Genomic DNA, 24,187 nt, shown 5'->3' on the forward strand with positions numbered 1-24,187 from the left:
TCACGGCCCATCGCCCAAAGTTTTTCTTCCGTCCGATTTCTCAACAGGCTTCATCCACTGCAAAGATTGACCAAGTGTCAAGCTTGCTCTGAAACTTCTTTGACACTGGCAGCGTACTGTGTGGCATGAGTCAACCCGCACCCTCGGCCCCCACAGACACCGTTGCCCAAATGATTCCTCAGAGTATGGCGGTGCTGACGCGCCCTAGCCCCAACACCTTCGAACTGTACGAGCGTCGCGGCGGCATGACGCAAGCGGCCATTTACGTCGTTTTGGCGGCATTGGTTTCAGGCATTATCGCCGGAATCTTCGCCCCGCTGCACGATCTCAACCTGTTCTCTCAGTTCTTTAGCCGCCTGATTGCCATTCCTGTTCAGTTCGCTATCTTTGTGGCCGCCGTCTACCTGATCGGCAAGCATTTGTTTAAAGGCACAGGCACGCCCTCCGAAGTCGCCTATACCTTCGCGCTGTTCTTCGTGCCGCTCAGTATCGTCGGAACCCTGATTGGCATCATTCCTATTCTGGGTTGGATCGCGGGCCTCATCATTTCTGTTGCAATGGTCTTTTTCGGCTTTTTGGCGGTGCAGTCCAGCATGAATTTGCGTGACCAAACCCAAGCCGCCGTGACGCTAGTTTTGTCGGGCTTGGCCTATTGGATTGTTGGAGCCATCGTGATCGGTATCCTGCTTTAACCTTCCAGCAGATTCCGGTAAGTCTGAACGACAACTATAAGAGCAGGGGCCAAAGTTCTATGCTTTGGCCCCTGCTTTTGCTACTTCACGCCCACCAACGCCGCCCGTGCATTGGCTGCGTCTTGCTGCAACTGGGCTTTCAGGGCGTCCAGACCGCTGAATTTTTGTTCTCCACGCAGGTGGGCGAAGAACTTGATGTGCAACTCTTGGCCGTACAAGTCACCCTCGTAGTCGAACAGATGCACTTCGAAGCGGCGGGTGGTGCCGTTGACTGTAGGCCGGAAGCCCACGTTTGCCATGCCGTGCCAGCGCCCGTGATCGCCAATCGCCACTACCGCGAAGACGCCCATCGGCAGCGCTTTGCCGTCTGGAACGCTGATGTTGGCAGTCGGCCAGCCGATGGTGCGGCCCAACTGATCGCCGTGAACCACCACGCCCTGTGCGTCGTAATGGCGGCCCAGCAAGCGACGTGCGCCGTCTACGTCGCCTGTTTTCAGGTATTCCCGAATGCGCGTACTTTTAATGTCCTCGCCGCCCAGCCCATGAATTGGCACGATCACTACTTCCGGCGCAACTTCGGCCAAGTCTGCCGCGCTGCCTGCCCGCCCACGCCCAAAATGGAAGTCTTCGCCCACGACGACTGTGCGGGGCCGCAGTAGCCGCAGATCACCCAAAAATGCGTCTTTAGGGCGGGCGGCAAATTCGGCGGTAAACGGCACAGCCACCGTTTCGTCCACGCCGTAGCGGGCCAACAATTCCAACTTTTCGGGCAGAGTCGACAGGAATTCCACGCCCTGAGTCAGCACGCGGGTCGGTGGGTCGAAGGTATACACCACGCTGGGTACGCGGTGTTCCCGTGCTTTGGCCTTCAGTTGGGCAATCAGGGCTTGGTGGCCCAAGTGAATACCGTCGAAGCTGCCGATGGCGACTACCGTTTCGGTGTCGGGGCGCTGACCGGGGGAAATGAAGGTCTTCACTGCGCCGCACCTGCCGCCAGCAGTTGCACGCCAAACAGGGCCGCCGTGATCGTGGCCGCGCTGCCCACCAGCGTGCCGTCACGCAGGCCGTCCAGTACAGCTTGTGGGCGCATCCACAGCACTTCTATCTCCTCGTCGTCGTCCATCGGTAGGCGGGAGTCGCGCAGGTTGCGGGCGGCAAACACGTACAGCAGTTCGTCGCAAAAGCCGGGGCTGGAGTAGAACTGTGTCAGCAGCGTCATCTCGGCGTCTAGGCCCGCTTCTTCCTGAAGTTCGCGGCGGGCGGCCTGCTCCGGCGTTTCGCCCTCGTCGATCAGCCCTGCCGGGGCTTCTACCGTGTGCGCATTCACGGCCCGCCTAAGCTGACGCACCAGCAGCATTTCGCCCGCGTCGTTCAGGGCCAAAATAGACACCGCAGCGGCATGCCGGATCACTTCCCATTTGCCTTCTTGCAGTTCCAGACGCAAAATCCGCCCGTCATAGATGACCTGTGTGCCGCCTGCCTGCGAATCGCTCATGGCTGCATTCTGGCAGAGCGGCAGACCGGGGAAGCAGGCAGCGTTACGGTTTCTTGGCGTTTTGGCCCCCGCTGCCGCGCCATCTGCCAGAATCGCCGCATGTTGACCCGCCAGCAGTTGGAGGCGCGAGAGGCGGCCACCCTCGCGCCCTACGCGACCTTCAGCGCCGATTCGCAGGGGCGGGCCTACCCGGAAGCCGAAAGCACGACCCGCACGGCGTTTCAAAAAGACCGTGACCGCGTGCTGCACACCACTGCTTTTCGGCGGCTGGAGGCCAAAACGCAGGTGTTTCTGAACGCCCAAAACGCACAGGGCGACCATTACCGCACCCGCCTGACGCACACGCTGGAAGTGGGGCAAGTGGCCCGCTCGGTGGCGCTGACCTTGGGCCTCAACGAAACGCTGGCCGAAACGTTGGCCTTGGCGCACGATTTGGGCCACCCACCCTTCGGACATGCGGGCGAACGAGTACTGAACGCCCTGATGACCGAACACGGCGGCCCGAATGACGGCGGCTTTGACCACAACGCGCAGGCCCGCCGAATCGTGACCCTGCTGGAAGACCGCTACGCCGACTTCCCCGGCCTGAACCTGACCCATGAAACGCTGGACGGCCTGAACAAGCATGACCGCGCCGGATTGGAGAGGCCCAGTCTGGAAGCCCAGTTGGTAGACGCCGCCGACGCGCTGGCCTATACCGCCCACGACTTGGATGACGGCCTGCGAAGTGGCCTGATCACGCCCGCTCAACTGGCCGAATTGCCGCTCTGGAACGAACTCTTGGCCCGCGTGCCTACCGCCGCCCCCGACCTGACCGAGCGAGACCGCCGCACCCTGCACCGCGAGCTACTGGGCTGGCTGATTTCTGACCTGACCGAGTCCAGCGACGCGGCGATTGCCGCCAGCGGGGTTGCGACGGCGCAGGCCGCCCGCCAACATCCCGCAGGCCTGATCATCTACAGCCCTGCTATGCGTGAGCTGCTGCGCGGCACGGCCACTTTTCTGCGCGGGAACCTGTACCGACACTGGAGAGTCGAACTGCAAGTGGAGCAGGCCACGCGGGTGCTGGAAACGATGTTCCGGGCTTTTCTGGCCCGCCCGTCTATGCTGCCCCCCACCGTCCGTGCCCGTGCCGAGGCCGAGGGCTTGCCCCGCGCTGTGTGCGACTTCGTGGCCGGAATGACAGACCGCTACGCGCTGGAAATGCACGGCCTGATCACGCCGCCCTGAGTCTGGGGCCGCCTTGCCCGTTGACACTCCGCCCCGCCCCTGATACATTGATCCCCGCCCGCCAGAACGGGGGCGCAGCGTGAGAATGCTGCTTTAATGTTGGTTAACTGTGTTGATCGAATGCAGTCGGTGCGCGGGTGTAGCTCAGTTGGTTAGAGCGCACGCCTGATAAGCGTGAGGTCCCCAGTTCAAGTCTGGGCATCCGCACCAAGAGAGAAATTCCCCGTCCTAGGCGGGGTTTTTTGTTGTTTGTACTGTAGGGCTTCGAGTATACATTCGGCTGGATGGTGGCGGAAGCGTAGGGTCACCAGCTCGGCAGCTTGTCTGCACCGCACACCTCCACCCGGCAGCACAACGCCGGAGCTTCTACCCACTCCGGCATTGTGTTCTGGCTTTGTATTTCCTGCCCTCAAATCAAGCTCAGTTGCTCGCCGCCTTCCAAATGGGCCAGATGCTCGGGCAAGTTGCCGGGCTTGTCCATCACGATCTGCTCGGCTTTGTAGCTGCTGCGAACCAGCGGCCCCGACACGATTTCTAGGAAGCCCAACTTCATGCCTTCCTCGCGGATGTCGTCGAATTCGGCGGGCGACACGTAGCGCACCACAGGCAAATGGTGCATGGTGGGGCGCAGATATTGCCCGAACGTCAGCACGTCTACCCCGGCGGCGCGGCAGTCGCGCATCGCCTCGCTGATTTCCTCTCTGGTTTCGCCCAGTCCCAGCATGATGCTGGTTTTGGTGATCACATCGGGGCGGGCCGCTTTGGCATGGGCCAGCACCGCCAGCGTCTGGTCATAGCTGGCCCGAATATCGCGCACCGGGTGGGTCAGGCGGCGCACCGTTTCGATGTTCTGGGCGTAGGTATCCACGCCGCTCTCCAGCACCAGATCAACGCAGTGGGTGTTGCCGCCAAAGTCGGGCGTCAGGGCTTCCACACGGGTTTCGGGATTCACGCGCTTGATGGCCTGCACGGTTTTGGCAAAGTGATACGCGCCGCCGTCGGGCAAATCGTCGCGGTCAACGCTGGTCAGCACCACGTATTTCAATCCCATCAGGCGCACAGAGTCGGCCACGCCAGCGGGTTCGTCCAAGTCCAGTTTGCCCATCGGATTGCCCGTGTCTACCGCGCAAAAGCGGCAAGCGCGGGTGCAAATATGGCCCATCAGCATGAAGGTGGCCGTGCCCCGGCTCCAGCATTCGCCGATGTTGGGGCACATCGCTTCCTCGCAGACCGTGTGCAGGCGGTGTTCCTTCACGATTTTCCGCACTTCCCCGAACACCTGCCCGGTGGGAATGGTCACCTTCAGCCAGTCGGGTTTCTTGTCGCGCACAGGCACGCTGTCTTTGCGGTAGATGCCGTTTTTGATGAATTTGGGTTCGGGGGCGGCTGGGTTGCTTGGTTCGTGCGTCATGCGTTGGCTCCCTGTAGGGGTTGGTTGAGAGTTGGAGAAGCAGTTGGAATGTCCGGTAAAGTCCAGTCGTAAGCGGCAAAAGTGGTGTGGAAGGCAGAGATCAGGGCGGCTTTGGCCTCGGCAATACTGGCCGTGCGTTCGATGCCGCGTAATTGGTATTCGCGCTGCACGCTGGTCATGTGGGTGCCACTCAGGCCACACGGCACGATCAGGTCGAAGTGTTGCAAGTTGGTGGTCACGTTCAGGCCCAGCCCGTGCAACGCCACATTCTTCTGCACCGCCACGCCAAAAGAACAGATTTTTTGCTCGTAGCTCAGGCCGTTCACTTCACGCGGATTCACGTACACGCCCGCGTAACCGGGATTGGGGCGGGCGTCGGGCAGACCGAGCGCGGTCAGGGCGTGCAGGGTGGCGCCTTCCAGCAGGCGCAAAAAGTCTGCAACCCGCCGCCCCACCGGAAAAATCGCGTAGGCCACCAGTTGGCCGGGGCCGTGATAGGTCACGTCGCCGCCGCGCTCTACCTCCAGCACCTCTATGCCCTGCGCGGCCAGATACTCCCGCGTGACCACGATATTGCTGCCCTCACGCGCTTTGCGGCCCAGCGTCAGCACAGGCGGATGCTCCAGCAGCAGCAGCGCAGGCCGCCCGCCCGCCGCCACCCGCGCATGGTGCGCCTTTTGCAAGTCCCACGCTTCCCGGTACAGCATCACGCCCAAATCAAGCACGTCAAACGCGCCCATATTCGCTTGCCCAGCAGCTTCAAGTTGTCCCGCTAAAGCGTTCACATCCAGAATTGTACGCCCACAGCGCCACTGCCCAAGGTGTGAAGGGGCTGTATTTGCGTGCAGATTCACCAGTTTGGGTGGTGAAACAAGTCGTGTGTGGTGGTAGGCACGGGGAAAAGTACGGTGCTGGGGTGTCCGGTGGGGATGGACGGAGAGGCGTCTAAGGGTCTAAAGGTCGAGGGTCTAAGGTGCTGGGCCGGGGACGGTTGCTGGTTGGAACGGGCTTCCGCTTCGGCCCTTGCCCTTCCTTATACCCTTTATACCCTTATACGGACTCCGATTAGTTGGTTGAGAGAGGCCACCAGTGGAAGAGGGTGTGCTGGGTGAGGAGGTCCGGCTGTGTTTCGAGCCAGGCGCAGCGGTCGGCCAGCACGTCAGAGAAATCGTCCAGCGTGTCGAATGCCCGATGAGCCACGGTGGCGTCGGTGAGCGCCCAGAGCCGCTCGGCGGGCTGCAACTCTGGGGCGTAGGGGGGCAGCGTGACGGTCTGGATGCCTGGGGGCTGTCCCTGCTCGGCAGGGACATGGAAACCGGCGCCGTCCTGGACCACGAGCACGTGATGGTCGGCGCCCGCGCCGACACTGTGGGCAAACGCCGTCATGACGGCACTGTACGCTTGTTTGTTCAGGACGGGCACCAGCCAGAACCGGCTCTCGCCGGTTTCTGGATTGACGAACGCGTACAGATAAAGCCATTCGTAAGCGGGCTTGACCGGACAGGTAAACGGTTGACCTGTGGGCGCCCAGACCCGTCGGCGAATCGGTTTGAGACCCAACCGGTGTTCGTCCAAGCACCACAGGGACACCCGAGGATGGAGACGCTCCGCACGGCGGAGCGTCTCCGTTAGCCCTTTGTTTTGAAGTCGGCTTTGGCCGCCTCATCACCTTTCACGTGACGGGGTCGGGGTTTTTGTGGGGAGAACCCCGCCGCCCGCATGAATTCAGAGGTACGGCCCAAGTCCACCGTCTTACCAAACTGCTCGAGCACCCAGGTCTGCACGTCTTTGCCCGACCACACGATGCCCTGCTCAACATCCGCCTGCAATTGAGTCGCCAGCGCTTGTTGCTCCTCCGCGGTCAGCACGCGTGGTGCGCCCCGATTGCCCTGGCGCCCATCGCGCAGCCCCGCCAGACCCAACTCGCGATACCGCGCCATGAGTTCATAGGCGGTGAACTGACTGTACCGGGTCACGTGCAAGACCTCGCTCGGTCGCCGCCCTTCGGCGAGCAGCGCGAAGAAGTGCGCCCTGCGCCGTTCCACGGCACAGGAGCTCGCGGTGTAGAGCTGCCAGAAGACTTCGGCATCGTGTGCCAGGGGGGCCGTCAAGAGGGTCTGTTTGATCCCCCTATTCTAAAGCTTTTTATTCGGAGCCCGTATTAGACGCCTTCCCACCCATCACACGTCACTGATTCCGGCCAATACTCCCCCGCGCCACTTGGTCTTCTGTCCGGTCTTGCTCCAGCGCGATGCCAAAGGCGCTGATTTTCCCGGCTTTGTCAAAGCCTACCGTCAAGGCCCAGACCAACTTGGGAGCCTTCTGAAACGCAGCGCTGCGAATGTAATAGGTCACGCCTGCCCGCGTGAACGTCCGTTCCCGTACCACTTCCTGTTCTGCGCCGAAGTCGCGCACGCCCGTTTCCCGAAACTGCCGGAAGCCCGCCAGCGTGCCCCATTGCCCGCGCACATCGGCATTAAAGGCGTTCCACAAATTATCCAGCTTCACCGCGTAGAACTCTTTCATCAGAGTGCGCCCGCGTGTCAGGGCTGTCTTTTCTGCGGCGGTGGGGGCGGCAGCGGCGGGCGTTTTTTGGGCCTCGGCAGGCGCGGTAGCCGTCAAGACCAGCAGCAATGCTCCGGCAGCGTGCGGGCGAATGGGATTCATGGCCTAGCGTAAGCGCTCGCGGGCGGCGGTCATGTCAGCGGGGTGACGATTAGGGGGTGTGTGGCGGCGTGATAAAGGTTTGCTTACCGCTGTTCCAGAATGACCACTGCCGCCGCGTGTTCCCGCGTGTGCGTCAGGCTCAGGTGGGCCACCCAGCCGCGCTCCTGCATCTCGGCAGCGATGTGCGGCGCGAAGCCTAAAATAGGTGGCGCAAACGGAAACGGGCCGTCCGGCGTGCGCTCGCGCTCTACCCACACGTCGCGCCACCCATGCGGACGGGGCCACACCTTTTGAAAGGCTTCCTTGGCCGCAAACCGCGCCGCGAAACTGGGCACCGGGTCGGCCAGCCCCGCGCAGTACGCCAACTCTAGAGGATGAAACAGCCGCTCGGTCCGCGCCCCTTCCCGCGCCAGCACGCCCCGGATGCGCTCTACTTCGATCAGGTCGTTTCCTATGGCGAGAATCATTGGGGAAAGTGTAGGGCGCTGACGCGCCGTGAGTGGTTAAAGTGCGTCTGAAAACTCTGTCAGCAAGACGGGTGAAGGCTAGGGAAGTCAGTCTGGTACGGACTTCCCTTCACTTTGTCGCGAGGCGGCGAACCATGAGCCGAATCATCACTTCGTAGACCAGATTTTCGGTGGTTTCCGCCAGTGCTTCGAAATCACGGCTCATCCGTCTCGACTTCCCGAACCAGGCGAACGTCCGCTCGACGACCCATCGGCGTTTCAAGACCACAAACCCAGCGGGGACGTGGATCGGTGGCGGCGGTCGATCAACCGGGCCCCAAGTCGTGAGGTTCCCAGACCAAGGGTGTTTGACGATCTCTAGATCCCAGCCCAGAGCGTCTTTCAAGGCTTTGCCCAGCTTCCCGGTATACCCTGCATCCGCCCAAACGTGCTTCATGCGTGGGAACAGGTTCCTGACTGAATTGAACAGCAAGACCGCCCCGGAGCGGTCTTGAATGTCGGCTGGGTGCACGACAACACCCATGACCAAGCCCAGGGTATCGACCAGAATGTGCCGCTTGCGCCCGTTGATCTTTTTGCCGCCATCGTAGCCTCGTGGGCCTCCTGCCTCGGTCGTTCTCGTGGATTGACTGTCAATGATGGCGGCGCTGGGCGTGGGGTCACGCCCAGCTTGGACGCGCACTTGTTCCCGCAGTGTCGTATGCAAGTGTTCCCAGAAGCCTTGGAGTCGCCACACGCGGTGGTAGAAATACGCGGTTTCCCAAGGCAACAAGTCATGGGGCATGAGCCGCCAAGCCTGACCACCACGCACCGCGTAAAAAATGCTGTTGAGAATCTCACGGAACGACCACTTGCGTGGTCGTCCTGTGGTCGCCGGAGGTGGGAACAATGGAGCAAGAACCGCCCATTCTGCATCGGTCAAATCCGTGTTGTACGCTGCTCTGTCCATTCTTCAGCGTACTCCGCTGCAGTTCCCTAGCCTTAATGACAGAGTTTTCAGACGCACTCTAGGGTGAGTCGTGAGTGGGAGCAGGCGTCGTGGCGATGTGAATTTAATATTCAGTTGGGTTGCCGAACCCAAACCTGAGAACGTTAATGCTCTCTCCCGCCGCGCTTTTCCCACGATCCACCCTCTACACTCCAGTCGTGACCCAACCCGCCCCCTTGTTCCCCGACTTGCGCCTGTACGATGTGGCCCACATTCTGCAAGCCAACGCGGCCCAGTGGCAGGCGCTCGGCGTCGTGCGGGTGCGGGTGTTCGGCAGCGTGGCGCGGGGGCAGGCGCGGAACGATTCGGATGTGGATCTGCTGGTGGATTTCGCGCCCAGTCCTGCGCCGCCAGCAGGCCTACTCCAACTCATGCGCGTCAAAGACCTGTTCGAAGATTTGCTGGAACGCCGCGTGGACGTGCTGACCGAGGGCGGCCTAAAGCCTGCGCTGAGGCGTGAGATTTTGGCTGATTGCGTGGATGTGATGAATGCTGGGCTGCCCACTCCGCCCCGCGTGGGCGTGAAGCGGTGGCGTTGGCGGGTGTTCGATCTGCTGGAGGCTCTAGACCGCGTCGAGCGTTTTACGTTCCCGCACACGCTGACCACCTTTCTGGCCGACGAACAGGCCCAAGACGCCGTGCTGCACAACCTCGCCCGCTTAGGGGAGACCACCAAATTCATTCCGCAGCGGATTCAGGACACGCACCCGGAAGTGCCGTGGGTGCTGCTGCGCGATATCCGTAATCTCGTGTCACACGACTATTTTGGAATAGATACCGAGTTGCTGTGGCACACCGCCCGCCATGAATTGCCGGGATTGCGGGCGGCATTGCAGGCGTTGGCGGAGGGGGAAAAGGAGTAGGGGAGAGGTGGAATTGTGGGCTGATGTGGCCCGAGACCGTTCGGCGTAAAATTTGGTGTGAAGGCTTCCAGAGGGCGAGCAACAGGGCGACGCAAGATCACGGAACATGAGGTGCTTGCATTGCTCAGTTTCCTTGAACGGGGTGAGCTTGGATTGATCAGGCCCGGTATGACGCGGCAAAACGTCATTGATTTGGTGGGCGAGCCGGACGGCACAAGCAACCCACAGGCAGTACCTCCACCCTTTGAGATCCTGTTGTATGGAGAGTGGTTGGAACTCACCTTTAATGACGGTGTACTCGATTATCTCAGTTTGCGGTACAAGTGGCAGCATTTGAAGCAGCGCCGTCTGCGATTGGCTGGGGTATTCGATGCGACATGGGCGAGAACCGTGTCAACATGGAGCTATGCGCGGTTTCGGACGTTCCTTCATTCGCGTGGTCTTGGATTCCATTTGACAAAGTGGTACGACGGGAGTCTGACTGTAGATTTGCGCGCTGGCGGGATAGTTTTTACACGCACTGGTTCTTTGGGTTTGTATTCCCTCGGCCACTCTGTTGGGTCACGCCCTATGCGCTTGAAGCAAACCAGTTGGCAAGGGCCACCTACCGCTCTGCGGTTGTCTGGCCGCACTTTCCCGAAAGATGTTCCCTAATTCCACACCATGCCCGCCCGCTCCTGCCAGTACGCCGCCGGAGCTTGCGCTGCGTCCTGCAAGGCGTTCAGCTCCCCTAGCCCCAGTTCCAAATTTAGGGCGCTGAGGTTGCTGCGAAGGTGCTGCTGGGTGGTTGCGCCGCTGAGGACGGTATCGGCCCAAGGTTGCGCGAGGGCGGCAGCTAAAGCCAAAGCATCGGGTGTGGTGTGCAGGCGGGCGCACAGGTCGGTCACCACTTGGGGCAGGGTGGCGCGGGCCGTCAGGCGGCCATTGGCGACGGCTTCCTTGACCACCACGCCCCAGCCCGCCGCGTGAGCCTGTGCCAACGCCGCGCCCGCCGAAGGCTCCAGCAGATTCCAAGTGGCCTGCACTACACTCAGGGGATTCACGCCGTCCACGCGCACAGCCAGCGCCCGCTGCAACGTCGCCGCCTGAGTTGGCCCGCTGAGGCTCAGGCCCACGCGCACGCCGGATTCGGCCAACTCTGATAGGCGTGCCAATACCCTAGTGTCGTCCAGCACGCCCGTTTCCAGCGTGGCCGAATGAATCAGATAAATGTCGGGCGTGCGGCGCAGGGCGGCCAACGTTTCGGGCCACTGGCGCTCAAGCGTAGGCCGCGTGTGGTCTTTGACCTCGTGCTGGTCGGCATCGGTGCGCCAGTTGGCGGTGTAGGTGTAGCCCCATTTGCTACCTACGGTGGCGGCGTGGGCGGTGGTTTCAAGCCAACTGCCCAAGAATTCTTCGGCGCGTCCGTAGCTGCGGGCGGCGTCAAAGTAGCGGATGCCTGCCGCCCAAGCCTCGTCCAGCATGGCGTGAGCGTTGGCCCGCATCGCCTCTACCGACTTTTCGGCACCCAAGTCGGCCCCGTGTCCTACGTTGATGTAACCGGGCCGCCCCAGTGCCGCCAACCCTAAGCCGAGGCGCGTCACGGTGGGCGGATCGGCTCCCAGCAGGCGGGTTTCGATACCATTCATAGGACAGAATCCACGCTCGGCAGCGGCAAAATCGCTTCGGCTTCAATCTCTACCAGATGTTCCGGGTCGATCAGGGCGGCCACCTGCACCATGCTGGCGGCGGGGCGAATGTCGGCAAACACCTCGCCGTGTGCGCGGCCCACTGCTTCCCACTGCCCTATATCGGTCACGTACATCCGGGTGCGTACCACGTCTTCCATACGCCCGCCGAGGCGTTCCAGCGCCGCGCGAATGATATTCAGGATCACGCGGGTCTGGCCCGCCGCGTCGCCCACGCACTGAACCTCGCCGTGCAGGGTGGCGGTGGTTCCGGCCACATGCACGATTTGGCCCACCCGCACCGCCCGCGAATAGCCCACCACGTCTTCCCAAGGGCTGCCGCTGGAAATCCGTTCCGTGTGCTGGGGCTTCATTTCTGCTCCTGACTTGCCAAGCCCACGTAGTCCGGCGCGGCAAAAATCCCGCCCTGCCGCTGCTCGGTGATGTCTGCCGGGTCGCCGTGAATGTGGCCTACCGCGTCCGCAAAAGCTTCGGCGTCGTCTTGCGGCGCGTAGCCCAGTTCCCTCCAGCCTTCGTCGGTCATCCAGCGGCGCGTGTTGGCGCTGATGCCTGCCACGATTCGGAAGCCGTCTGGCAGGGCGCTGGAAGGTGCGGTGACGGCGCGGGCAAACAGTTGGGCGGCGTCGCGGTGAGACAGCCAAGTCGAGAGGTGGCGGGCGTCTTGTGGTTCCTTCTGAAACGAGCAAATCCGCACCGACACGAATTGCAGCCCGAATTTTTCGGCGTACATGCGGCCCAGTGCTTCGCCGTACACCTTGCTGATGCCGTAATGGGTGTCGGGGCGCACGGGCACGCTTGGGCCAATGGGCGTGCGCGGATACATTCCCACCGTGTGAATGCTGCTGGCAAAGGCTACACGCCGCACGCCCGCCTGCCGCGCCGCTTCTAGCACATGATAAGTGCCGTCGATGTTCACGTCCCGGATGCGCTCGTAGCGGTCTTCGTCGGCAATTCCGCCCAAATGAATTACGGCGTTTACACCCTGCATCACCGCTTGCATGGCGGCAAGGTCGGTCAAGTCGGCTTGCTGCACTTCTTCTCCAGCTTGCACGGGGCCGAGATCGCGGGCGTCGGTGAGGCGCAAAACGGTCTGGGCATCAGCCAAAAAGTCGCGTAGACCTGTCCTCAATGCGCGGCCAATCTCTCCGGCAGCTCCGGTGATCAGGATTCGGCGGGGCTGGTTGCTGGTCTGATCGTTGAGCTGATGGGGGTGATCGTTGGGGGCACTCATGCCTTCTATCCTGCCGTGTCAAGCCCCCCTGTGTCTCTAGCAGGCCGACCCCGGCAAACCTAAGCAATCGCTTATGGCTGCATGTGCAAGCCGCGCAGGGGTGGGCAGTACGGTGAACGAGCTTGGCCCGTTTTCTCTGATCGCTGCCCACCCTATTTTCCTGACGAACCTTTAGGGATTGGGTGGTCAATTATACTCGGTACAGTGAAATATTTTACAATCTAGGCCGTTCGACATCCGCTTCGTTTCGGTCATCCTTCTGGCCTCACCTCTACTGTCCCTCACGACTTGACCCGTATTACAGGAGAACTCTATGACTTTACTCGATCAGATTCAAAGCTATTTTGGCGACGGTGCTGCCGAGCAGTTGGCCCGCGCCGTCAAGCTTTCGCCAGAGCAGGCCCGCACCGCGCTGCACGAGGGTTTGCCGCTACAACTCGACGCACTCGTAGATCACGCCGCTTCCTCTGAAGGCCGCGAGCAAGTCGTAGAAGCTGTGCAGAATCTGCCCCGGTTTGCCAGCGTGCAGGACGCCCTGAACGACGCCGATGGAGCCAGCAACCTAGAGCGGGCCGGAGAAATGCTCTCGCCTGTGCTGTTGGGCGGAACTGCCGACAAGATCGTGCAGACGGTAGCCGCCAAACTCAGCGTGGGCCAAACCGACGCTGGGGCCATCGGCGGCTTGTACAGCGGCGCACAACGCCTGATGCAAATGGCGCTGCCGCTGTTGCTCAGCTTTTTGGGCCAGCGCGGCCTGAATGCGGGCAACGTAGCCACCATGCTGCCGGGAATGAAGGGCGGCTTGGCGGGCCTCGCAGGTCTGGGCGCTACCGGAACTGGGCTGATTGGCGCAGGATTGGCGACTGGATTGGCCGGAGCCGGGGCGTTGGCTGCCGGACTGCACAAGCCGGAAGTGAAGTTGCCGGAAGTGGGTCTGTCCGAAGTGAAATTGCCCGAACTGAGCAAGCCTGACCTGAGTCTCCCGGAACTGAGCAAGCCCGAAGTGAAAGTGCCGGAATTGGGCAAAATCAACTTGGGCACCACCGACATCGCCACGCCTGACCTGCCTAAGCCCAACCTCGGCGCAATCGGTGGAATGGCCGCTGCTGGGGCCGCGGGATTGGCCGGAGCCGCCCTCACTTCCGGCAATCTGCTGGACTTTATCAAGGGCCAATTTACGCCTGCGGTGGCCGAGCAAGTGGGCAAATCGGCGGGCTTTGGCGGCAGTACGGCCAGCCGCGCCACCCTCGCCGCGTTGCCCCTCGTGCTGAATGCCCTCGTCAATAAGGGCCGCACCGAATCGGGCGCAAACGACGTGCTGAACATGGCCCGCCCGCTGGGTCACCTCGCCGCAGCCGACGGCACCCTGAACACCAACCTGCTGAACGACGCCGCCGAAACTGCCCGCATGGAAGGGCAGGGGCGCGGGCTGCTGGGCGGACTCTTCGGTAACGTGGAAGCCGTGACCGGAAAACTCGGTACGGCGCTGGGCGGTAGCGGCGCGAACGCTGGGCGGCTCTTGGCGATCCTGACGCCACTCGTGCTGGGCTTGCTGGGCAACCGTGCCCGCACAGGCGGCGTCGGCGCGGGCGCATTCTCCGGCCTGCTGGGTGGCATGGGCGGCAGCTTGGCGGGCTTGCTGCCTTCCGGCCTCTCCAGCTTGGGTGGGTTGCTGGGTGCAGGTGCAGTGGCAACCACAGTGGCTGCCGCTGCGCCCCGTGTATCGGTGAATGCGGCTGCCGTGCCTCCTCGCCCAGTCACGCCCCCGGCACCCCCAGTGGTGGTGAAGGAAACCGAGCGCAAACGCGGCGGCTTTCCTTGGTGGCTCATTCCTCTGGCGCTCCTCCTCCTGTTGGGCGGTTGCTGGCTGGTGAACCGTAAGCCTGCGGCCACCACAGGCACCACCACCAGCGCCGCAGCGGGCGGCATCGTGGTCACCAACCCCACCTCGGATTCCACTTTGCCTGCCGCCGCCTTCACCATGAGCGGCACGGGCAGAGCGGGCGACAAGATCAGCATTGCCGATCAGGGCCAAGAAGTTGCCACCACGACGGTTGGTACGGACGGCAATTGGACGGCCAACATTCCCGCACCTACCGTGGGCGAGCATACCTACAGCCTCACGGGTGCAGACAGCGCGGCCAAGAGTGAATTCAAGGTCAACATCGCAGACGGTGCGGCCACTGATCCTGCGGGCAGCACTCCCGCTGCTACAGGCGATTTCTCCATTACCGAACCCGCTGCGGGCGCAACCCTTCCCGCCGGAGACTTTGCCCTGAGCGGCAAAGGCACGGCTGGACAAGAAATCGAACTGTTCGACGGCGACACCAGCCTAGGCAAAGTGACGGTAGACGCGGATGGAAACTGGACATTGCCTGTGACGGGCGCGGCTGCCGGAGCGCGGGCCTACGCCGTCAAGGGCAGCGACGGCACCGAACTTGCCACCCTGAGCGCCACTGTTGGGGAAGCTGGGGCAGCAACTGAAACCGGAACTGGCACCGAAGCTGACACGGAGACCGCCGCTCCTGATGCTGCTGCATCTGCTGGCACGGTTCCTGCTGCCGCCGACTTTTCCATCACCACCCCCGCTGCCGACGCCAAGTTGCCCGCAGGCGGCTTTGCCCTCAGCGGCAAGGGCACGCCCGGAGCAAGCGTAGAAGTCTTTGAAGACGGCGTCAGCCTCGGCAGCGCGACTGTCGGCGCAGATGGTACATGGACGAAAGACGTGCCCAGCCCCGCCGAAGGCGCACACACCTACGCCGTGAAGGCCAGCGACGGCACCGAATTGACCACCGTGAGCGCCACTGTCGCCGCTGCTACCGCCTCTGCTGGTGGCGCTGCCGCAGTCTGCACCAAGGATTACACCCTCAGCATCACCGACGGCCAAACCGTCAAAGAACCCTTCCGCTTTGGCGGCGTGGGCGGCGGCACCGGCTACAGCGTGACCATCAAACGTGGCGAACGCCTGATCGGCACCAAAGACATCAAGCTCGACGGAAGCTGTGGTTGGGCTTACCAGAGTCGCCCCGGCAAAGGTACCGTCACCTACGAGGTTCGTCCTTTGGGTGATGCCAGCGCCAAAGCTCTGAGCACCGTCAAGTTGACTGTTGCGCAGTAAAGTCTAAGAGTCTAAGGGCCAGAAGACTGTGTAGCACGGCTTTGGACTGTGTTTTCCTCCCTCTCCCCTTGCGGGGGAGGGGCGCTGCGAAAGCAGCGGGGTGGGGGGAGTGAGCGACAGCGATTGCTCTACCTACCAAATCAAAACACCAACACCGCTCCTTCCGGGGGGCGGTTTTTTATGCCGTTCAGAATGATGGTTGACTGCGCCACCCGGCCTACCCATGTCCCGCCACGCGGCAGATGCATCTTGCGCCCAACTTCTGCACACTGAACCCATGACCAACAAACCCCTCTCCGACAAACACCTTTCAGATAAACAACTCTCGCACCAACTGTCGTATTTGCTGCGGCACGCGCCGCATGAGGCGGGCCTGACGCTCCAGCCGGGGGGCTGGGTGCCGCTTTCGCCTGTGCTGGCGCATCTGGGCGTGAGCCGTGAACAGGTGGCGCGGGTGGTGGCCGCCAGCGACAAACAGCGGTTCAGTCTGGAGGGTGAGCGGATTCGGGCCAATCAGGGCCACAGTGTCCCCGTAGACCTCGATCTGTTGCCCACAGAGCCGCCCGCCGTGCTGTATCACGGCACGTTTCCTGCCGCGCTGCCTTCCATTCGCGCCGCTGGACTGAAGCCCATGAACCGCCACCACGTCCACCTCTCGCCCGACACGGCCACTGCGACTAAAGTTGGCGCTCGACGCGGCTCTCCTGTCGTTCTGACCATTCGGGCGAGCCAGATGCACGCCGCCGGACACCTGTTCTATGTCAGCGCCAACGGCGTGTGGCTCAGCGAACATGTGCCGCCCCAGTTCGTGGAGTTTCCGCAGGGCTGAGCCGCCAGCCGTGAAATAATCCGCCCTATGCTCACTCTAGATCAGGCCCGCGCCGCCCTCGCTTCTGCTCGCCGGGTGGCCGTCCTGACCGGAGCGGGCGTGAGTGCCGAGAGCGGTATTCCCACCTTCCGCGACGCCCAAACCGGACATTGGGCGCGGTTCCGGCCCGAAGACTTGGCTAGTCCAGAAGCCTACTTCCGCGACCCGGAATTGGTGTGGCAGTGGTACGCGGGCCGCTACGCCGATGTGACCAACGCCCGGCCCAACGCCGCACATACCCTGCTGGCACAGCTCGAACGTGAAAAGGGTGCAGGTTTTTTCCTCGCCACCCAGAATGTAGATGGCCTACACGCCCGCGCAGGCAGCGGCACAGGCGGCGGGCAGATGGTGGAACTACACGGCAGCCTTGCCAGCGCCCGCGATGAGGTCACGGGCGAAGTGTTCGCGTTGCCCGCCCCCGCCGATCTGGTCACGCCGCCCCTCTCGCCTGCCGGAAACCGCATGCGTCCCCACATCGTCTGGTTTGGTGAATATCTGGCTCCAGCCGACTTGGAAGCTGCCCAAGTCGCGTTTTATGAAGCAGAAGTGGCGCTGATTTTGGGAACGAGTGGCCTTGTGCATCCGGCGGCAGGGCTGGCCCGCCATACCCAGAAAGGTGGCGGCGTGGTCATCGAAATCAATACGGCAGACACGGAGTTGACCTCTCAGATGGATTTCAGCCTGCGCGATCTGGCCTCCAGTGGGCTGGGGCGGCTGATGGGGGTGGGGTAGGGATTGAGGTGGAAGGTGAACCCCCCAGTCTGCTTCGCAGCCAGCCCCCCTTAAGGGGAGCGCAACAGCATTTGTCCTCCCCTCTAAGGGGGGGCGTTGCGCTAGCAACGGGGGGTTCACCCACAATTTCACCCTGCGAGAGCAACAGTGAGGCTATCTTTCTGACTCGCCCCAACCGGGACACACATCACACCCAAGCACCCCTCGTTCTGTTAAGCTGCCCTGTTTCGCGGCGGCCCGGTACGGCACTGCCGGAAGGGATTGATCTAGTCCGAAGGGAGAACAGATGACCGTCGCCAATTCGAATGACCTGCACAACCCAGCGCCACTGACACCGGAAGAACTCTACCCCGCACCCGTCAAAACCGTCGAGGCGGGCAGTCCTGCCGAGCGTGCCGGTGTGCGCCCCGGCGACTTTTTGTTGCGCGTCAACGGGGCCGCCGTGACCGATGTGCTGGCCTACCGCCACGCCCTGTCGCAGGGCAAGGCGACGCTGGAAATGGCCCGCCCGGTGGCTGCCCCCCAAGTCATGACCGGCGTTCCCGGCACGGCGCAGGATCATCACCGCCTGTTTATGCCGCAGGAGCCGGGGCTAGGCGAAACGTTCTTCTTCGATGTGGAGTGGGAAGACCCCGGCCTAGACTTCGAGGAAGTGCTGTTCGACGGCATCAAGAAGTGCGCCAACAAGTGCGATTTTTGCTACGTGCATCAGATGCCCAGAGGCTTCCGCAAGAGCCTTTACATCATGGACGACGATTACCGCCTGTCGTTCCTCTACGGTTCCTTTGTCACGCTGACCAACCTCACCGAAGGCGACATCAACCGGATTCTGGATGAGAACCTGTCGCCGCTGTACGTGTCGGTGCATACGGCCAATCAGGAACTCCGCCAAGACCTGATGCGTTGGTGGAAACTGAAGGTGAAAGACCCGCAGGCCGTGCAGATTCGCGGCATGATCGAGCGGTTGGAAAGCATCGACCTGTACACCCAGATCGTGCTGGTGCCGGGGCGCAATGACCGCGAGCATTTGGACGATACGGTGGAGTACCTGTCGAGCCGCCCCAACGTCCTGAGCGCGGCGGTGGTTCCGATTGGCCTGACGTCGCACCGTACCAACCTGCCCGATGTGCGGACGTTTACCCGTGAAGACGCGCAGGACAGCCTGAAACGCCTGAATATCTGGCGCAAGAAGTTTCTGAACGAGCGCGGCACACGCTTCATCTTTCCGTCTGACGAGTTGTACCTGTTGGCCGGAGAACCGCTGCCCAGCGAGGAAGAATACGAAGGCTTCCCGATGCTGGAAAACGGCGTGGGCATGATCCGCGACTTCCTGACGGGCGGGCTGGACGCCGAATTGCCCACTGCTCTGCCCGCCCCCAAGCGCGTGATTCTCGCCACTGGCGCACTATTTGCCGAGTCGCTGGATTTGGCCGTAGAACCGCTGCGGGCCATTGAAGGATTGACGCTGGAAGTGCGGGCCGTGGAAAACAAGACCTTCGGCAAGGTAACGACGGTGGCGGGCCTGCTGACCGGGCGCTGTTTCCGGCACGCCGTCAAGCCCGGAGAGGCCGACTTGCTGTTGGTGCCGCCCACCACGCTGCGCTACGGCACCGAACTGATGTTGGACGACACCAGCCTGACGGAACTCCGCAAGGAATTTAAGATGGACGTGCAGGCGGGCGGGGCCACGCTAGGTGAGTTGGCCCGCGTGATCCTCAGTGCGGCTACCAGCAGCGGCCATCAGTGGGGCATGAGCGCCCACGCCGTCAAGGACAGTGGCAAGGCTGATTCTGTACAGATTCAGGTCGCCGAACAAGGGATGCGCGGACAGGCTTAAAGTCTCTGAGTGCTGAACCGAAAGCAAACGGAGTGGGCGGCAGGAAGTTCAGTCTTCTTGTCGCCCACTTGCTTGTCGTACAGCAATTTACTGACTACCCTTCAAGTTTCCTCCCAATAAGTGTAAGATTATTCTCATGTTCAGTGGATTCCAGAAATTCTTGATGCGCGGCAACTTGGTTGACCTCGCCGTCGGTGTGATTATCGGCGCAGCCTTTGCTGGTGTCGTCACCGCCTTTACGCAAGGTGTGGTCATGCCCATTCTCGGCATCTTCGGCGGCGTGCCTAACTTTGATGCGCTGACCTTCAGTATCAACGGCAGCATCTTCAAGTACGGCACCTTCCTGACGGCCTTGTTGACCTTCATCATTACGGCGGCGGTGGTGTATTTCTTTGTCATTACGCCGTTTACCCGGATGTTGGAACGGGCCAAGCGTGAAGAAACGCCTGCTGTGGCCGAACCCACCAATGAAGAAAAACTATTGGCCGAAATCCGTGACGCGCTTAGGAATCGCCCGCTCTAGGTTCCGTTTTTGCCGCGCCGCCCCTGTTGTCGTGGGCGGCGCGGCTCTATTGTGTGCCCATGACTGCGCCTACTTCTGCACCCACCGCCGCTCCGTCCCGCGCCGCTCTGTTGGCCCGCGCCCTGCACGGCCACCGCGCCGCCCTGATGGACTTGTACGCTGAACTGCCCGACGATCAGGCCCAGTTTGCGGCGTGGGAAGGCGGCATGAGCTTTGTGGCGTTGGCCGACCACTTGTCGGGCAGTAGCGAGCGCATGTTGGCGATGTTGCAGGGTGAGGCTCCCGGCGCGTTGCCTGCTCCCAGCGCCGATCTGCCCGCCGCCCGTGCCCGCCTTCAGCACACCACCGACGCCGCCCTGAGCGCTATTGGTGCCCTCAGCAACGAAGATTTGGGCCGCCGCGTGACCGCATTCGGGGGCCGCGAAATGCCGATTGCCGTCCTCGTAGACATGCTGATCACGCACGAAGCACACCACAAAGGTCAGGTGTGGATGATGGCCCGCATGATCGGCATCAAGCCGCCAATGTTCGTCAAGTTGGGCTGAGTTCAGCGGCTAGCAGGGGTCAGCCTGAGCTTAGGTTGGCCCCTTGTACTGTCCGTCTGGCTAAGCCTTACCCGCGTCTTTAGGCCGGGGAACAATCGGCGTCTCGAAGGCAGGCACGCGGCCCCGCACATCCTTGAGCATCTCGCGGATTGCAGCAAAATCGGCGTCTATATCGCCTGTGGGTGTCACGTAACCGATGATACCGACGCGTTTGTGCTGCCAGTCCAGCGCAATGACACCCAGCGGCACACCCGCTTCCAGCGCCATGTAATAAAACCCGGTTTTCCAGTACTGGCCGCGTTTGCGTGTGCCTTCGGGGGCCACCACCAATACGATTTCTTTTTGGCTGTGAATCAGGGCCACCACGGCATCCACAAAATTGCCGCCCGCCCGCTGACGGTTGACCGGGAGGCCGCCCACCGCCCGCATAAACAGCCCCAGCGGAAACTGGAATAGTTCTTTTTTGCCCACCCAATGCACCGGAATCCGGGTTCCCCAACGCCACAGCAGGGCAGGAAAAAAATCAAGGTTGCTGGTGTGAGGAGCGGCAGCAGCCACAAATTTTGGCCCCGGTGGAGGCGCGATCAGGGATTCCCAGCCCGCCGCACGCAGCGCAAACGAGGTCAGACGCGACCAGACGGTAGGCCGCTGATTCAACCAAAGAACAGACACGCTGTGCAGTATAGGCGGGGGGCTATTGACCGCAGACCTACCTAGACGCAGTTCATTTATTGCGGCGCTGAGAGTTGATTACTCGGGCAAACCAGAGATCAAGCGGCCAGCACACCTTTTCTACTGCTTACCGCCCACTACCTGACTCAATGCGCTTGCTCGGCCACCAACGCCCGCCATTCGCGGAAGGTCACGGGAAACAGCGGCTCGGCCAACTCTGCTAAGGCGCGTGCATAGAGCCGCATTTCATACTGTGCGCCCTCGTGGTCGCGCAGGCCGATAAAGTGCAGCAAACTCCGCACATTGAAGGTGTAATACGACTCCGTATACAAGCTTTGCGGCAACACGCCCCGTGCCTGCTCCCGCGTCACGCCGAGGCCCAGAAGCGTCTGGTACGCGCCGTAAGCTGCCTTCCACGCTTCCTCCCACACCCGCGCCGCCTCTGTCTGATCAAGCGTGCCGTCGTCTTCTACGCTGGCTTGGCGGTTGCTGGGAGCCTGCCGCCGGAAGCTAGGGGGCTGAAAATTACGCTCCTGCTGCTCCACATAACGGCCCGACGTTTCGTTTTTGGAGACTCCGGCCCGGTGACGAACCCATTGCCGATCTACAAAAATCGGGCAAATCACTTTAAAAGTAATCATGTTGTGTTCAAAAGGCGAGCCGTGCTGATGCCGCAGCAGGTAGCGAATCAGCTTTTCGTCGCGGGCATTCAGGGGCGCGTCGCTGTCGCCGCCGAACGAAACGCGTGCGGCGTTGGCAATCATTTTGTCGTCGCCCGCGTGCTGAATCAGGGTTACGCTGCCCAATTGGTCGCCGAGGGGGTAAAGGGTACGGGCGTCTGTCATCTCGGCGTTACTGTAGCGCCCGCACGCCGGATAAGGTTCCGGGTTCCTCACACAGCACAAAAACCCGCCTGCCCCGGAGGAGGAGAGGGCAGGCGGGGCAATTAGGGTGCGGGCGGAGGCTTGGCCCGCCGTGGAAGGTCTAAAGGGGGTACTTCAGCGTTTGGGACGGTTGGAAACACGCACCGGCACAGGCACCTGCTTGGGACGCTCTTGTTGCGAGGCGATCAGCAGTGAAGTGGTGATAACCAAGGCGGCCAGCAGCAGTTCCATGCCTGCAGTGTGCGCCGCCGCCTCTGACAAGACCGTGACAAGGCATGCGGGTGGGCATGGGTAAATGACACTATTTGGCATTCATGTGGAGGGCGCGTTCAGTTCCTCCAACTCTAATCCCACCGCTTCCAATGCCGCCTTAAACTGCGCCGCCGTCACCGGAATCACGCTGAGGCGCGTGCCCTTTTGGGTCAGGGGCGAGTCGGCCCATTCCGGTAGCCCTCGCAGGGCGTCCAGCGTCAGCAGGCTTGGGAAAGCCGCGACGGGCGACACGTCTACCATGCTCCAGCGCGGATTGTCGGGCAAGCTTTTGGGGTCGCAGTACGCACTTTCTGGGTCGAATTGCAGGTCGTCGGTGTAAGCCGCCCGCACCACCCGCGCCACGCCTGCCACGCCGTTTGGCTTGGCGTTGGAGTGGTAGAACAGACATAGGTCGCCTGCCCCCATTTGGCGCAAATAGTTGCGGGCCAAATAATTCCGGACGCCGTTCCAAGGCTCTTTGCCCACCCGCACCAAATCGGGGTAGCCGAACACGTCGGGTTCAGATTTTAGAAGCCAGTAGAGCATAGGGGTCAGGGTAGCGTTTGGGCGCGGGGTGGTTCGGGAACGATGGGCGGGAGCGGTGGGAGAGGGTGCGTGTCACCTTTGAGTTGAACCACACCAGCGCCGTAGCTGTAGCCGCCGTCCGTTTGGGTTGGAATGCGGCTGAGAGGGAGAACGGCTACGAAACTTCCTCTAGCCTGTTTGCTGTATCCGTTGTTGTACCCGTCCATAGGCATTCCAACAGTGTTGGGGTCAGCGAGTGGATCAATCACAAGGCGGCGGAGTACCGTCCATTGATTGAGAGCCAAGGTGTACTGGCCTGAAGCCGAAGTCAGGAGAACTCCCTCGCCTTCGGGTGGAACCACACCCGGAAACTCCCCGCCTCGTTGCCGGAGGAGGACGCTGGGATTGTTACAATCTTCAACGATAGATGCTGAGCCATTCATAGAATTAGCCCCGCTATCCCAGAATTGAGATGAGACTGTCTGAGCCGTCACGTACAAGCGGGCGCGAGGTTCGCTCTTACAGGTCATGCGTTGCACCGCCATCAACCACCGTTCCTGATAACGGTAACTGCCTGGAATACGGCCCCGGAAGTTCTGCTCTTGCAAGTCCTTGATGTCGTTTACACTTATAAACAACGCTTCGCTACCAACTTTGTCGTCCCTGCTAGCAACATTGGCATACACCACCGCTTGCGTTCCATGCGGATAAGTCACGGTGGCCGCCTGATACTGGCCGCGTGGGGCGTCTGGAGTGGCAAACAGGCGGGCAATGTCGGCGGGCGTGGCGGCCTCAAAAGCGATGCCTTCTTTGGGCGGCATCCACTCCCTATACGCCCACCACCCGCCGCCGCCTGCCAATAACACGGCCAGTGCCAGCCAACCCGCTTTGTGCGTCAGCGCGTGCCCCAGCAAACTGCGGTTCACGGGCTGTGGGTCGCCCATGCCTTTTACAGCCAAAAACTCGGCTTCCTCGCGGCTAAAGCCCTGCGCTTCGTGTTCGGCGGTGCGCTCCAGCAAATGCGCCCGCAGTTCGGCGGCGGCGTCCAGGCGCTCGGCTTTGGGCAAGCCCAAGGTGGCGCGGTGAATGTAGGCGTCTATGCTCAGCAGGCGGCGGCTTCGGCCCAGGCGGCGGGTCATGCCGGTTGCCGGAGCCTACGCAACAAAAGGGCGTCCAGTGCGCCGCGCAGCGTTTGCCATTCGGCCCGCTTGCTGCTCAGGGCCGCCGCGCCCTCATCGGTCAGGCGGTAGACCTTGCGGGGTGCGCCGCCCTTGTCGCTGGGTTGCCAGTCGCTTTCCACCCAGCCCGCCTTGACCAGACGGTGCAGCGCCGGGTACAGGCTGCCCTCGCGTAGGTCGAACAGGCCGCCGCTGCGCTCGTTCACGTACTTCAGAATGTCCAGCCCGTAGCGCGGTTGCTCGCTCAGGGCGGCCAGTAAAGCCAAGTCAAGCGTGCCGGATTTCAGCGGATTCATCAGCGGTTCTCCCCTCTAAACAGTT

The 24,187-nt window shown here is 61.9% G+C and carries 26 protein-coding genes and 1 tRNA gene; 10 read left to right on the forward strand and 17 right to left on the reverse strand.

What is annotated here, in order from left to right:
• Positions 1-125 precede the first annotated feature (125 nt).
• Positions 126-692 (forward strand): YIP1 family protein, encoded by a 567-nt coding sequence (locus E7T06_RS04400; protein WP_136364622.1) that lies wholly within the window; start codon positions 126-128, stop codon positions 690-692.
• Between the two features lie 80 nt (positions 693-772).
• Here E7T06_RS04400 and ribF read toward each other — a convergent pair whose 3' ends face one another.
• Positions 773-1,669 (reverse strand): riboflavin biosynthesis protein RibF, encoded by an 897-nt coding sequence (gene ribF / locus E7T06_RS04405; protein WP_136364623.1) that lies wholly within the window; start codon positions 1,667-1,669, stop codon positions 773-775.
• Positions 1,666-2,187, reverse strand: a complete 522-nt coding sequence (locus E7T06_RS04410) for an NUDIX hydrolase (RefSeq protein ID WP_136364624.1) — start codon at positions 2,185-2,187, stop codon at positions 1,666-1,668. The genes ribF and E7T06_RS04410 overlap by 4 nt, the downstream gene beginning before the upstream one ends.
• Positions 2,188-2,286: 99 nt before the next feature.
• On the opposite strand from E7T06_RS04410, the gene E7T06_RS04415 reads away from it, so the two are divergent.
• The gene (locus tag E7T06_RS04415; protein ID WP_136364625.1) at positions 2,287-3,417 is read left to right on the forward strand and encodes a deoxyguanosinetriphosphate triphosphohydrolase; all 1,131 of its coding nucleotides are present in this window, start codon (positions 2,287-2,289) and stop codon (positions 3,415-3,417) included.
• Between the two features lie 133 nt (positions 3,418-3,550).
• A tRNA-Ile gene (locus E7T06_RS04420) sits at positions 3,551-3,627 on the forward strand.
• A gap of 199 nt (positions 3,628-3,826) precedes the next feature.
• Here E7T06_RS04420 and lipA read toward each other — a convergent pair.
• The 7 genes from lipA to E7T06_RS04455 all read right to left on the reverse strand — a co-directional run bounded on the left by lipA (position 3,827) and on the right by E7T06_RS04455 (position 8,911).
• Positions 3,827-4,828, reverse strand: coding sequence for a lipoyl synthase (gene lipA, locus E7T06_RS04425; protein WP_136364626.1), 1,002 nt, complete (start codon positions 4,826-4,828; stop codon positions 3,827-3,829).
• Positions 4,825-5,568, reverse strand: coding sequence for a lipoyl(octanoyl) transferase LipB (gene lipB / locus E7T06_RS04430; protein ID WP_136364703.1), 744 nt, complete (start codon positions 5,566-5,568; stop codon positions 4,825-4,827). The genes lipA and lipB overlap by 4 nt, the downstream gene beginning before the upstream one ends.
• A 325-nt stretch (positions 5,569-5,893) precedes the next feature.
• On the reverse strand, positions 5,894-6,403 hold the full coding sequence (locus E7T06_RS04435; RefSeq protein WP_240740843.1) for a transposase: 510 nt from the start codon (positions 6,401-6,403) through the stop codon (positions 5,894-5,896).
• Between the two features lie 53 nt (positions 6,404-6,456).
• Positions 6,457-6,939 carry a winged helix-turn-helix domain-containing protein gene (locus tag E7T06_RS04440; protein ID WP_136364628.1) on the reverse strand — a complete coding sequence of 161 codons (483 nt, stop codon included), beginning with the start codon at positions 6,937-6,939 and terminating at the stop codon, positions 6,457-6,459.
• A 76-nt stretch (positions 6,940-7,015) separates the two neighbouring features.
• A complete protein-coding gene (locus tag E7T06_RS04445) occupies positions 7,016-7,495 on the reverse strand; it encodes a hypothetical protein (RefSeq protein WP_136364629.1) in 480 nt (159 codons plus the stop codon).
• 83 nt (positions 7,496-7,578) lie between these two features.
• A complete protein-coding gene (locus E7T06_RS04450) occupies positions 7,579-7,962 on the reverse strand; it encodes a 4'-phosphopantetheinyl transferase superfamily protein (RefSeq protein WP_136364630.1) in 384 nt (127 codons plus the stop codon).
• Between the two features lie 109 nt (positions 7,963-8,071).
• Positions 8,072-8,911 carry an IS5 family transposase gene (locus E7T06_RS04455; protein ID WP_136364631.1) on the reverse strand — a complete coding sequence of 280 codons (840 nt, stop codon included), beginning with the start codon at positions 8,909-8,911 and terminating at the stop codon, positions 8,072-8,074.
• Between the two features lie 197 nt (positions 8,912-9,108).
• On the opposite strand from E7T06_RS04455, the gene E7T06_RS04460 reads away from it, so the two are divergent.
• Positions 9,109-9,813: a HepT-like ribonuclease domain-containing protein gene (locus E7T06_RS04460; protein WP_136364632.1), complete on the forward strand. Its 705-nt coding sequence runs from the start codon at positions 9,109-9,111 to the stop codon at positions 9,811-9,813.
• 650 nt (positions 9,814-10,463) lie between these two features.
• On the opposite strand, the gene E7T06_RS04465 is transcribed toward E7T06_RS04460, so the two are convergent.
• From E7T06_RS04465 to E7T06_RS04475, 3 genes are read right to left on the reverse strand one after another with little or no spacing between them, the layout of a single operon-like run.
• Positions 10,464-11,441, reverse strand: a complete 978-nt coding sequence (locus E7T06_RS04465) for an aldo/keto reductase (protein ID WP_136364633.1) — start codon at positions 11,439-11,441, stop codon at positions 10,464-10,466.
• Positions 11,438-11,854, reverse strand: a complete 417-nt coding sequence (locus E7T06_RS04470) for a RidA family protein (protein WP_136364634.1) — start codon at positions 11,852-11,854, stop codon at positions 11,438-11,440. The genes E7T06_RS04465 and E7T06_RS04470 overlap by 4 nt, the downstream gene beginning before the upstream one ends.
• Complete coding sequence (locus E7T06_RS04475) at positions 11,851-12,732, reverse strand: NAD(P)-dependent oxidoreductase (RefSeq protein ID WP_136364635.1); 882 nt, start codon at positions 12,730-12,732, stop codon at positions 11,851-11,853. Before E7T06_RS04475 ends, E7T06_RS04470 begins: the two co-directional genes overlap by 4 nt.
• A 313-nt stretch (positions 12,733-13,045) precedes the next feature.
• Here E7T06_RS04475 and E7T06_RS04480 point away from each other — a divergent pair, with 313 nt between their 5' ends.
• The 6 genes from E7T06_RS04480 (at position 13,046) to E7T06_RS04505 (ending at position 20,355) form a co-directional block, all read left to right on the forward strand.
• Positions 13,046-15,850, forward strand: a complete 2,805-nt coding sequence (locus tag E7T06_RS04480; RefSeq protein WP_136364636.1) for a DUF937 domain-containing protein — start codon at positions 13,046-13,048, stop codon at positions 15,848-15,850.
• Positions 15,851-16,127: 277 nt separating this feature from the next.
• Complete coding sequence (locus E7T06_RS04485) at positions 16,128-16,679, forward strand: RNA 2'-phosphotransferase (protein WP_136364637.1); 552 nt, start codon at positions 16,128-16,130, stop codon at positions 16,677-16,679.
• A gap of 27 nt (positions 16,680-16,706) precedes the next feature.
• Complete coding sequence (locus E7T06_RS04490) at positions 16,707-17,450, forward strand: Sir2 family NAD-dependent protein deacetylase (protein WP_136364638.1); 744 nt, start codon at positions 16,707-16,709, stop codon at positions 17,448-17,450.
• Positions 17,451-17,736: 286 nt separating this feature from the next.
• A complete protein-coding gene (locus tag E7T06_RS04495) occupies positions 17,737-19,287 on the forward strand; it encodes a DUF512 domain-containing protein (protein WP_136364639.1) in 1,551 nt (516 codons plus the stop codon).
• Positions 19,288-19,423: 136 nt separating this feature from the next.
• Entirely contained in the window at positions 19,424-19,810 is a 387-nt protein-coding gene (gene mscL / locus E7T06_RS04500) for a large conductance mechanosensitive channel protein MscL (protein WP_136364640.1), read from the forward strand.
• A gap of 59 nt (positions 19,811-19,869) precedes the next feature.
• A complete protein-coding gene (locus E7T06_RS04505) occupies positions 19,870-20,355 on the forward strand; it encodes a DinB family protein (RefSeq protein WP_136364641.1) in 486 nt (161 codons plus the stop codon).
• A 60-nt stretch (positions 20,356-20,415) separates the two neighbouring features.
• Here the strand turns inward: E7T06_RS04505 and E7T06_RS04510 are convergent, their stop codons facing one another.
• The 5 genes from E7T06_RS04510 to E7T06_RS04530 all read right to left on the reverse strand — a co-directional run bounded on the left by E7T06_RS04510 (position 20,416) and on the right by E7T06_RS04530 (position 24,162).
• Positions 20,416-21,027, reverse strand: a complete 612-nt coding sequence (locus E7T06_RS04510) for a 1-acyl-sn-glycerol-3-phosphate acyltransferase (RefSeq protein WP_240740844.1) — start codon at positions 21,025-21,027, stop codon at positions 20,416-20,418.
• Between the two features lie 146 nt (positions 21,028-21,173).
• Positions 21,174-21,872 carry an FAD-dependent thymidylate synthase gene (gene thyX, locus E7T06_RS04515; RefSeq protein WP_136364642.1) on the reverse strand — a complete coding sequence of 233 codons (699 nt, stop codon included), beginning with the start codon at positions 21,870-21,872 and terminating at the stop codon, positions 21,174-21,176.
• Between the two features lie 351 nt (positions 21,873-22,223).
• Positions 22,224-22,709, reverse strand: coding sequence for an EVE domain-containing protein (locus E7T06_RS04520; protein ID WP_136364643.1), 486 nt, complete (start codon positions 22,707-22,709; stop codon positions 22,224-22,226).
• A 5-nt stretch (positions 22,710-22,714) separates the two neighbouring features.
• Complete coding sequence (locus E7T06_RS21120) at positions 22,715-23,827, reverse strand: permease prefix domain 1-containing protein (protein ID WP_168733367.1); 1,113 nt, start codon at positions 23,825-23,827, stop codon at positions 22,715-22,717.
• On the reverse strand, positions 23,824-24,162 hold the full coding sequence (locus E7T06_RS04530) for a PadR family transcriptional regulator (protein ID WP_136364644.1): 339 nt from the start codon (positions 24,160-24,162) through the stop codon (positions 23,824-23,826). The genes E7T06_RS21120 and E7T06_RS04530 overlap by 4 nt, the downstream gene beginning before the upstream one ends.
• Positions 24,163-24,187: the final 25 nt, after the last annotated feature.

The organism is Deinococcus sp. Arct2-2 (assembly GCF_004801315.1).
Taxonomy (GTDB): Bacteria; Deinococcota; Deinococci; order Deinococcales; family Deinococcaceae; genus Deinococcus.